Source organism: Nocardioides pelophilus, assembly GCF_014180685.1.
GTDB classification, from domain to species: Bacteria; Actinomycetota; Actinomycetes; order Propionibacteriales; family Nocardioidaceae; genus Nocardioides; species Nocardioides pelophilus.
In genome coordinates, this window is record NZ_JACEHF010000167.1 from 1 (window position 1) to 8,994 (window position 8,994).

The following is an 8,994-nucleotide window of genomic DNA, read 5'->3' on the forward strand; positions in this document are numbered from 1 at the left end:
CGGAGCAGGTCGCCGATCGGGACCGGCAGGCCGACGCCGTCGAAGTCTCCGACGGTCCGGCGCTCGGCCAGGGTGACGATCCAGGCGGCGAGGTCGCGGACGTCGATGACCTGAACGATGTCGGACGGCGCCCCCGGGGCGAGCACCTCGCCCCCGTCGGCGAGCCGGTCCGGCCAGTAGGTGAACCTCCCGCTGGGGTCGCCCGGGCCGACGATGAGCCCGGGGCGGACCACGGTCCACGAGGCCGCTCCGTCGCGGACGATCTGCTCGCAGGCGACCTTCATCGGGCCGTAGGCCTCGGGATCGGCGGAGAGGTCGACGTCCTCGGTGATCGGCTCCCGCAGCGGCACCGTGCCGGGCCGTCCGGGCACCGAGTCGTCGGCGTAGACGTTGACGGTCGACACGAAGACCCAATGGGCGTCGGGAACGGCGGCCACTGCTCGACGCACGTGCGAGGGGATGCGGGAGACGTCGACCACCGCGTCGTACTCCCCCGCCAGTGGCGGCGGTTCCTCGGCGCGGTCCCAGCACAGCAGCGTCGCGCCCTCGGGGACGTCACCGGACACTCCCCGACAGGCACAGGTCACGTCGTGACCGCGCCGGAGCGCCTCGGCCGCGACCTCGCGGGACAGGAACACGGTGCCTCCGAGCACGAGCAGCCTCATGCCTCCACCCCAGCCGAGGCGCCGCACGGCGGCAAGTGATTCAGCGCACAGCGGAAGCCGGCAAGTAGGGGGTTAACCCTGATTCCAGCGGGCGGGTTCCTCCGTAGTTTCTGGAGCGCACCCCACGAAGGAGACGACCGATGATCGAGACGATGCCCAGCCGCAACCCGGCGGCGTACGCCGTCCACCGTCGCCACCTGCAGGTGGTGCACGGGGCCGAGCCCCAGCCCGTCCCGGCGCCTCCCGCCGCGGGGTCTCCCCCTGCGAGCGCTCCGCTCTGGGCGGCCCGCCTCACCCGCCGCGAGATCGAGGTCCTGCACTGCCTCGCGGTCGGTCTCTCCACGACGGAGACCGCGCAGACGCTCTTCATCTCGACCGCGACGGTGAAGAGCCACATCGCGCGGCTGATCACGAAGGTCGAGGTGCGGGACCGCGTCCAGCTGGTGATCGCCGCCTACCGCTCGGGCTTCATCCGCGTCGACTGACGTGTCCGCGGCGTGATCCCAGCCACGCCGCAGGCGGCCACGGCACCCGGGTGAGGCGCTCGCCACAGCGCAGCCGGCCGGCTTCGGCGATCCTTGCCCTCATGCCCGATGCCCCTCGCGATGGCGCGAACCCTCTTGCCGAGATGATCGCGGGCATCCGCCGACTCATTCCCGAGCCCGGCATCAGCACGCCGGCCGCGCCGGCCGCTGCCGCCGACGACGGCGCCCAGTGGCGCGAGCTCGCCACCGCCGTCGACGAGCTGGTCGAGGTGGTGCTCGTCCAGCAGGACCTCATCGAGAACGTGCTGACGCGGATGAGTCGCCTCGAGGGTCGCGAGGTCGCGCAGAAGAAGGCACGTCGTGGCGCCTGAGTGGCGACGGCCGGAGGAGCTGCGCCGGCTCGTCGACGCGCTGCGCTGCACCGAGCCGCGGCCGAGCCGCCGCTGGGGCGAGCTGCTGGCCGCCGTACGACGAGGCTCCGTGGGCGCGGAGCACGAGTCCTCCGCCCGGACCGACTGAGACACCGACGCTCGAGGACCGGAGCCCAGATCGCCGCTCGATGGGCTCCCCGAACGACCGCGGCGATGCCATGCTCGGCGCATGCAGGAGATGCCAGCGGAGCTCAAGCCGCTTCCCGAGAACTGGGACCGCGCCCTCGTGATCGTGGCCCACCCCGACGACATCGAGTACGGCGCCGCCGGTGCGATCGCGCGCTGGACGGGCCAGGGCAAGAAGATCAACTACGTCATGGTGACGAGCGGCGAGGCGGGCATCGACGGCCTGCATCCGGACGAGTGCCGCGCCCTTCGCGAAGCGGAGGAGATCGCGTCCGCGCAGGTGGTCGGGGTGGACGAGGTGGAGTTCCTCGGCTACCCCGACGGGATCCTCACCTACGGCCTCGACCTGCGGGCCGCCGTCGCCCGGCTGGTGCGCCGGTACCAGCCGGAGATCGTGATCACCGGCAACTTCCGCGACACGTTCGGGCCGGGTGCGCTCAACCAGGCCGACCACATCGCGACGGGCAGAGCGGTGTTGGACGGCGTCCGCGACGCCGGCAACCGCTGGATCTTCCCCGAGCAGCTGACCGACGGCCTCAACCCGTGGGGCGGCGTACGCGCGGTCTGGGCCGCCGGCTCCCCCGACTCGCGGCACGCGGTCGACGTGACCGACACCTTCGACGTCGGCGTCCGCTCCCTCGAGGCGCACGACGCCTACATCAAGGGACTGGGCTGGGAGGGCTGGAGCGCGGAGGACTTCCTCGAGGGGATCCTGCGTCAGGGCGGCGCCCGGTTCGGCACGACGTACGCCGCCATGTTCGAGGTGTACTCGATGGTCTGGGGCGGTTCCGAGGAGGACTGACTGCCCGGGAGGGCCGACGGTCCCGTCGGCCAGGGTCTTCCGCCCCTGACCCCTTGCTCCCCCGACTCCTAGCGTGAGGTTGGGACGTGGATCCGTCCCACCGAGCCGAGGAGGCGGACTGTGATGAGGCGACTGGTGGTTCTAGGTGCCGGCACGGCGGGCACGATGATCGTCAACAAGCTGCGCCGGAAGCTCCCCGCCGACGAGTGGGAGATCACCGTCGTCGATCGCGACGACGTCCATCCCTACCAGCCCGGCTTCCTCTTCATGCCGTTCGGCACGTACGACGACTCACAGCTCTCGCGGCCGCGTCGCGACTTCGTCCCCGACGGCGTGGAGTTCGTGATCGCCGAGGTCGACCGGGTCGACGCCGAGGCCCGCACCGTCCTCCTCGAGGACGGCCGGACGCTCGACTACGACTACCTGGTCATCGCCAGCGGCACGTCGCCGCGGCCCGACCAGACCCCGGGCATGCTCGACGCCGAGTGGCGGCGCAGCATCTTCGACTTCTACACCCGCGACGGCGCGCAGGCGCTCGCGGAGGCCCTCAAGGAGTTCGACCACGGGCGCCTGGTCGTGCACATCACCGAGATGCCGATCAAGTGCCCGGTGGCTCCGCTCGAGTTCACGTTCCTCGCCGAGGCGTGGCTGCGCGAGCACCACCTGCGCGACCGGGTCGAGCTGGTCTACGTCACGCCCCTCCCCGGGGCGTTCACCAAGCCCGTCGCGTCCGATCGTCTGGGAGCGATGCTCGAGGACCGCAAGGTGGTCGTCGAGAGCGACTTCCTCGTCGAGCACATCGACAACGAGCGCAAGTGCCTCGTCTCGTACGACGAGCGCGAGGTCCCGTTCGACCTCCTGGTCACCGTCCCGCTCAACATGGGCGCGGACTTCGTCGCCAGGTCCGGCCTCGGGGACGAGCTGAACTACGTGCCCGTCGACAAGCGCACGCTGCTCAGCACCCAGAGCGATCGCATCTTCGCCGTCGGCGACGCCAATGACATCCCGGCCTCGAAGGCGGGCTCGGTCGCTCACTTCGCCGTGGAGGTGTTCGTCGACAACTTCCTCCGCCACATCGACGGTCAGGCGATGGTCCGGTCGTTCGACGGGCACGCCAACTGCTTCGTCGAGTCCGGCGACAAGAAGGCGCTGCTCATCGACTTCAACTACGACACCGAGCCGCTGACCGGGACCTACCCGTTGCCGTACGTCGGACCGCTCGGTCTGCTCAAGGAGACCCGGGCGAACCACCTCGGGAAGCTCGCGTTCCGGTGGATCTACTGGAACGTCCTGCTCCCGGGCCGGCCGATCCCGCTGCCCAACCACATGTCCATGGTCGGCAAGCATCCCGTCGACGACGCAACGACACCACAACCGAAGGAGCTGACATGACCACCACCACGCTCGCCGGACACGAGTTCCACGTCAACGACGAGGGCTTCCTGACCGTCCCGTCCGAGTGGAGCGAGGAGCTCGGAGCTGCCCTCGCCGCCCAGATCGGCATCGAGATGACCGAGCGGCACTGGGAGGTCGTCCGGTTCCTCCGCGCCGACTTCGCAGAGGCTGGCGAGACGGCCACGCTGCGCCGGGTGGCCGCCCGAAGCGGCGTACCCGTCAAGGAGCTCTTCGTGCTGTTCCCGCAGAAGCCCGCCAAGAAGATGGCCTACGTGGCTGGTCTGCCCAAGCCGCACGGCTGCGTCTGACCCACCACCTCTGAAGGAGTCCCACCATGACCACCACACCGACCGCGCCCGCCGTCGTCCCCAACTTCGACGACTCCGCCAGCGAAGGCCGCAAGCTCGCCATCATCTGCTCGAAGGGCAGCCTCGACATGGCCTACCCCGGGCTGATCCTCGCCAACGCCGCCCTCGGCGAGGGCGTCGAGACCCACCTGTTCTTCACGTTCTGGGGTTTCGACATGATCAACAAGAAGACGATGGGCGACCTGAAGTTCACGATGCTCGGCAACCCCGCCACCCACATGCCGCAGGGCCTCGGCGGCCTCCCGGGCATGACGGCCCTGGCCACCTCGAAGCTGAAGAAGTCCATCGCGGACCTCGACGTCCCCGAGGTGCCTGAGTTCCTGGAGCAGATCGTCGCCTCCGGCGGACACCTCTGGGCGTGTCGCATGTCGGCGGACATGAACCACCTCACCGAGGAGGACCTCTACGATGAGGTCGAGGCCATCATCAGTGCCAGCGACTTCATCGAGAAGACGGCTGGGGCCCAGCTCCTCTTCATCTGACCCAGCCCGACCACCAGCCCGACCACCAGCCCGACCACCAGCCGTCCGCCGGCCGCCTGCCGCCTCAGGTGGCCGGTGGGACGTGGCGGGTGAGGAACGCGATCTGGTCGGTGACCACGCGCTCGAACGCCTCGCCGACGTAGATGTCGAAGTGCCCTTCGGGGTAGGTCCTGATCTCGCCCTTGGGCGCCTTCGCAGCGTGCCGCTTCGTCGCCCGCGCCGGTGCGACGCTGTCCGTCTCGCACACCGCGAACAGGATCGGGCACTCGACCGCTGCCGCCGAGCGCCCGGGGAACTGGAACGGGATGCTCAACGCGACGCGGGCCGCGACCTCGTTGATGACCTCCTGACCGTCCGGCACGAGCGCGAGGTAGCCGGGCTTCGCATCCGGCGCCGACATGAGGGCGACGGTGCCGGGCTCGCCCGACGTCGGGACCATGTGCGGTGGTCGGTGCAGCCTCGACGTCACGAGATCGCGGAGCCCGCGGGCGGTCACGCGGAGCGAGGTGAGGGTGTCGATGGCCAGGACCGACGCCAGGCCGTCGGTGAACGGGCACTGGGCGACGGCCGCCGCGATCCGGTGGTCGCGTTCCGCGGTCCGGATGACGTGCCCGCCTCCGAAGGACGTCCCCCAGACGACGACCTTGTCCGGGTCGAACTCCTCCAGCGAACGAACGTAGGAGACGGCCGCGGCCCAGTCCTCGAGCTGCTTGCGGACATCGAGGAGCTGGCGGGGCTCGCCGCTGCTGGCGCCGAAGTGCCGGTAGTCGAAGACCAGGCAGGAGTAGCCGGCCGCGACGAAGCGCTCGGCGTAGGCGTCCAGCCGCATCTCCTTGACCGCCCCGAGACCGTGGGCCATCACGATCACCGGTCCCGGCACGGACGTCTCCGCCGAGTAGAGCCACGCGGCGCAGGTGTCGTCCCCGGAGGGGAAGGTGATGTCCCGGCGGGCGCGGCGGGCGTACGGCGAAGGCTCGGTCATGCGCCGACCGTACGAGAAGAGCGCACGGGTGCGTCGCGACGGTCGCTGGACGAGCACGCGGCGGGCAGGCTCTACGATCGTGCCCTGACCTCGGGATCTCTGGAGTGCACTCATGAGCAAGACCTGGCTGCTGCGCGGCGTGGCCGTCGCCATCTTCGTCGTCCTGGTCGGCTCCTGGGGGGTGGGGCTGGTCGACCTCGGCGACACGCCGTCGTCGTCGGGCGAAGGGCCGTCGACCCCCGTGCCGCCGCCGCCCGACAGCGAGCCGGCGTCGCACGGCCGGCTCTCGAACGTCCTCGAGAAGGCGAACCGCCAGCGCACCCGCAGGGCTGCCACCACCGAGGCCGCTTCCACCGAGCCGAGCGCCGTCACCGTCGACGACGCGACGGACGACGCGTCCGGTACGCCGACGCCGACGACCGCCGCCCCCAGCCCCGACCCGTCGGACCCCTCGGAGCAGCCGGGTTCGCCGACCCCGCCGACCACCCCGAGCAACCCCCCGAGCGAGCCGGACGGCGAGTGCACCGACCTGGCCGCGGTCGTCGACTGCGCGCTCGACCCGGTCACCGGCCGCCCCTGAGGTCGACGCTCAGAACTCGAAGACCAGCCGCGCTGTCGCCCGGCCGCTGAGGACCTCCTCGACGGCCTCGTTGACCTGGTCGAGCTTGCGGGTCTCGGCCACCACCCGGGTCCGGCCCTGGGCGTGCAGCTCGAAGACCTCGGCGAGGTCCTGACGGGTGCCGACGATCGAGCCGATCACCGAGATCCCCTTCAGGACGGTCGGGAAGATCGGCAGGCTCATCGGACCGTCGGTCTCGGGCGGCAGCCCGACGCAGACCAGACGGCCACCGCGGCGGAGCGAGGCGAAGGCCTGCTCGAAGACCTCGGGAATCACGGCCAGGACGACGGCGACGTCGACCCCGCCGAGCTCCTCCAGAGCCGCGACCACGTCGGTCGTCCGGGCGTTCACGGTGTGGTCGGCGCCGAGCTCGCGGGCGAGTGCCAGCTTGTCCTCCTCGACGTCAACACCGATGACGGTGCCCCCGACCAGCCGGGCGTACTGGACGGCGAGGTGGCCGAGGCCGCCGACGCCGAAGACTGCGACCCGCTCGGTGGGCTCGATGTGGGCGACCTTGATCGCCTTGTACGTCGTCACGCCGGCGCAGGTCAGCGGCGCAGCGTCCGTGGGGGTGATCCCGTCGGGGACGGCGACGACGTAGTTGGCGTCCGCGACGGCGTACTCCGCGAAGGCGCCGTCGATCGAGTAGCCGCTGTTCTGCTGGGACTCGCACAGGGTCTCCCAGCCGCGGATGCAGTAGCTGCAGCTACCGCACGCGTGTCCGAGCCAGGCGATGGCGACCCGGTCGCCGACCTGGCGGACGGTCACGTCCGGGCCGATCTTCTCGACGATGCCGACACCCTCGTGGCCGGGGGTGAACGGCGGGCTGGGCTTGACCGGCCAGTCGCCGTGGGCTGCATGGATGTCGGTGTGGCACAGGCCGCAGGCCTCCATCCGGACGAGGACCTGACCGGGTCCGGGGTCCGGGATCGGCAGGTCCTGGATCTCGAGCGGCTGGGTGAAGTCGGTGACGACTGCTGCTTTCATGGGGGATTCCTTCTTGCGTGGGGGCTCTTCTCTTCCATCCCCCACGCTGCTACCTGCGGCAGCGCGGCGACAGTGACGGAGGTCTGCCTACGTAGGGCCGAACGGCCCTAAGGACCCACCGCGCGAAGGGCGTATCAAGGTAGTGGGCAACCGCAGGGCGCAGGGCTTCCCTCGTCCGGCCAGCCCCTCGACCGAGGAGAGAACCATGACCACTCAGCAGACCCAGCACGCGCGGCCCTACCACCGGGTGGCCACCGTCATGAGCTGGCCCGTCGCCACCATCGACCACCAGGCGTCCCTCGAGGAGGGTGCCGAGGCCCTCGCGGCCGACGAGCTCGGTGCCGTGCTCGTGCTGGCCGACGGCGGGCTCGTCGGAATCCTGTCGGAGCGCGACATCGTGCGGCACGTCGCTGCCGGCGCCACCCTCTCCCACTTGACCGTCGGCGAGGCGATGACGTCGGAGCTGACAACCGCGCAGGTGGACGACACCATCCTGGACGCCGCGCGGGCGATGCGCGACGCCGACGTCCGACACCTGCCGGTGCTGCAGGACACCCTGATCGCCGGCATGGTCTCGATCCGGGACCTGCTCGCGGTCCTGATCGACGGCGCGGACGGCGACGACGTCGTGGTCGTGCCCAGTGGCACCCGCGTCGTCGTGCAGCAGGACTGACCGACCCGCCCGATCCCGCCCGATCCGCGCAGGCTGGTCGCCGCAGACTGGTCGCCGCAGAGGGCCTCAGAGCTCGGCTCTGGGGCCCTCGGCTCTCCTCAGATCTCCTCGGGAACCATCTCGATCGCGCCCGCCGGGCACTCCTCGACGCAGATCCCGCACCCCTTGCAGTAGTCGAGGTCGATGACGTACTCGCCCGGAGGGCCGATCTTGAGGACCGCGTTGTCCGGGCAGAGCGCGTAGCAGTTGTCGCAGGAGAAGCAGCTGCCGCACGACAGGCACCGGCGTGCCTCGAACAGGGCCGTGTCCGCATCCAGTCCGTGCACCACCTCGTCGAACGTCGAGCTGCGGCGGGCCAGCTCCAGGCGTGGCCGGTGGCTGCGGGCGGCGTCCTCGAAGTACCACGTGTTCAGCGCTTCGTACGGCGCCAGGTCCGGCTCGCTGTCCGGCTGCGAGGCCCGTCCGGCGAGCCAGGCGTCGATGCTCTCGGCAACGCGCCTGCCGTGGCCGACGGCCGTCGTCACCGAGCGGGTTCCGGCGATGGCGTCACCTCCGGCGAAGACTCCGGGCAGCCCGGTCGCCAGCAGACCGTCGGTCTCCACGGTGCCGTCGCTGACGTGCAGTGGGCCTTCGGTGGGGAGCAACGAGAGATCGGTGTCCTGCCCGAGCGCGAGGACGACCGAGTCGGCGGCGAGCCGTTCGGTGCGGCCGGTGGGCTGGGGGAAGCCGGTCTCGTCGAGCTCCATCTGCTCGATGAGCAGTCCGTCGGGCTCGACCCGCTCGATGGTCGAGAGCCAGTGGAACTCGACTCCTTCCTCCTCGGCCTGGATGACCTCATCGTCGTGCGCCGGCATCCGGTCGCGGGTGCGCCGGTAGACGACCACGGCGTCGGAGGCACCGAGCCGCTTGGCGGTGCGCGCGGCGTCGACCGCGGTGTTGCCGCCGCCGTACACCGCGACCCGGCGGCCGAGGAGCGGCC

13 protein-coding genes are annotated in these 8,994 nt (G+C 70.8%); 9 read left to right on the top strand and 4 right to left on the bottom strand.

The window, feature by feature from the left end; all coding sequences use genetic code 11:
- A partial coding sequence (locus H0488_RS19395) for an NAD-dependent epimerase/dehydratase family protein (RefSeq protein ID WP_183100878.1) occupies positions 1-665 on the bottom strand: 665 nt, incomplete at its 3' end.
- Between the two features lie 140 nt (positions 666-805).
- Between H0488_RS19395 and H0488_RS19400 the strand changes: the two genes are divergently transcribed.
- The 7 genes from H0488_RS19400 (at position 806) to H0488_RS19430 (ending at position 4,754) form a co-directional block, all read left to right on the top strand.
- A complete protein-coding gene (locus H0488_RS19400) occupies positions 806-1,150 on the top strand; it encodes a response regulator transcription factor (RefSeq protein WP_183100879.1) in 345 nt (114 codons plus the stop codon).
- 101 nt (positions 1,151-1,251) lie between these two features.
- Complete coding sequence (locus tag H0488_RS19405; protein ID WP_183100880.1) at positions 1,252-1,521, top strand: hypothetical protein; 270 nt, start codon at positions 1,252-1,254, stop codon at positions 1,519-1,521.
- The gene (locus H0488_RS19410) at positions 1,511-1,669 is read left to right on the top strand and encodes a hypothetical protein (RefSeq protein ID WP_183100881.1); all 159 of its coding nucleotides are present in this window, start codon (positions 1,511-1,513) and stop codon (positions 1,667-1,669) included. Before H0488_RS19405 ends, H0488_RS19410 begins: the two co-directional genes overlap by 11 nt.
- 81 nt (positions 1,670-1,750) lie before the next feature.
- A complete protein-coding gene (locus tag H0488_RS19415) occupies positions 1,751-2,509 on the top strand; it encodes a PIG-L deacetylase family protein (protein WP_312856439.1) in 759 nt (252 codons plus the stop codon).
- A 123-nt stretch (positions 2,510-2,632) separates the two neighbouring features.
- A complete protein-coding gene (sqr, locus tag H0488_RS19420; RefSeq protein ID WP_183100882.1) occupies positions 2,633-3,901 on the top strand; it encodes a type III sulfide quinone reductase, selenoprotein subtype in 1,269 nt (422 codons plus the stop codon).
- Positions 3,898-4,212, top strand: coding sequence for a TusE/DsrC/DsvC family sulfur relay protein (locus H0488_RS19425; protein WP_183100883.1), 315 nt, complete (start codon positions 3,898-3,900; stop codon positions 4,210-4,212). Before sqr ends, H0488_RS19425 begins: the two co-directional genes overlap by 4 nt.
- A gap of 26 nt (positions 4,213-4,238) precedes the next feature.
- A complete protein-coding gene (locus H0488_RS19430; RefSeq protein ID WP_183100884.1) occupies positions 4,239-4,754 on the top strand; it encodes a DsrE/DsrF/DrsH-like family protein in 516 nt (171 codons plus the stop codon).
- Between the two features lie 64 nt (positions 4,755-4,818).
- Here the strand turns inward: H0488_RS19430 and H0488_RS19435 are convergent, their stop codons facing one another.
- Positions 4,819-5,736: an alpha/beta hydrolase gene (locus tag H0488_RS19435; RefSeq protein WP_183100885.1), complete on the bottom strand. Its 918-nt coding sequence runs from the start codon at positions 5,734-5,736 to the stop codon at positions 4,819-4,821.
- Between the two features lie 112 nt (positions 5,737-5,848).
- Between H0488_RS19435 and H0488_RS19440 the strand changes: the two genes are divergently transcribed.
- On the top strand, positions 5,849-6,316 hold the full coding sequence (locus H0488_RS19440) for a hypothetical protein (RefSeq protein ID WP_183100886.1): 468 nt from the start codon (positions 5,849-5,851) through the stop codon (positions 6,314-6,316).
- Between the two features lie 9 nt (positions 6,317-6,325).
- On the opposite strand, the gene adhP is transcribed toward H0488_RS19440, so the two are convergent.
- A complete protein-coding gene (adhP, locus tag H0488_RS19445; protein WP_183100887.1) occupies positions 6,326-7,342 on the bottom strand; it encodes an alcohol dehydrogenase AdhP in 1,017 nt (338 codons plus the stop codon).
- Positions 7,343-7,547: 205 nt separating this feature from the next.
- On the opposite strand from adhP, the gene H0488_RS19450 reads away from it, so the two are divergent.
- A complete protein-coding gene (locus H0488_RS19450) occupies positions 7,548-8,015 on the top strand; it encodes a CBS domain-containing protein (RefSeq protein WP_183100888.1) in 468 nt (155 codons plus the stop codon).
- Positions 8,016-8,113: 98 nt separating this feature from the next.
- Here the strand turns inward: H0488_RS19450 and H0488_RS19455 are convergent.
- The coding region (locus H0488_RS19455; RefSeq protein ID WP_183100889.1) for an FAD-dependent oxidoreductase at positions 8,114-8,994 on the bottom strand (881 nt) is incomplete at its 5' end.

Bases quoted from the DNA above. Each gene is read 5' to 3' on its own strand.
- H0488_RS19400 (WP_183100879.1), top strand. From the start codon at position 806: ATGATCGAGACGATGCCCAGCCGCAACCCGGCGGCGTACGCCGTCCAC.
- H0488_RS19405 (WP_183100880.1), top strand. From the start codon at position 1,252: ATGCCCGATGCCCCTCGCGATGGCGCGAACCCTCTTGCCGAGATGATC.
- H0488_RS19415 (WP_312856439.1), top strand. From the start codon at position 1,751: ATGCAGGAGATGCCAGCGGAGCTCAAGCCGCTTCCCGAGAACTGGGAC.
- sqr (WP_183100882.1), top strand. From the start codon at position 2,633: ATGAGGCGACTGGTGGTTCTAGGTGCCGGCACGGCGGGCACGATGATC.
- H0488_RS19425 (WP_183100883.1), top strand. From the start codon at position 3,898: ATGACCACCACCACGCTCGCCGGACACGAGTTCCACGTCAACGACGAG.
- H0488_RS19430 (WP_183100884.1), top strand. From the start codon at position 4,239: ATGACCACCACACCGACCGCGCCCGCCGTCGTCCCCAACTTCGACGAC.
- H0488_RS19435 (WP_183100885.1), bottom strand. From the start codon at position 5,736: ATGACCGAGCCTTCGCCGTACGCCCGCCGCGCCCGCCGGGACATCACC.
- H0488_RS19440 (WP_183100886.1), top strand. From the start codon at position 5,849: ATGAGCAAGACCTGGCTGCTGCGCGGCGTGGCCGTCGCCATCTTCGTC.
- adhP (WP_183100887.1), bottom strand. From the start codon at position 7,342: ATGAAAGCAGCAGTCGTCACCGACTTCACCCAGCCGCTCGAGATCCAG.
- H0488_RS19450 (WP_183100888.1), top strand. From the start codon at position 7,548: ATGACCACTCAGCAGACCCAGCACGCGCGGCCCTACCACCGGGTGGCC.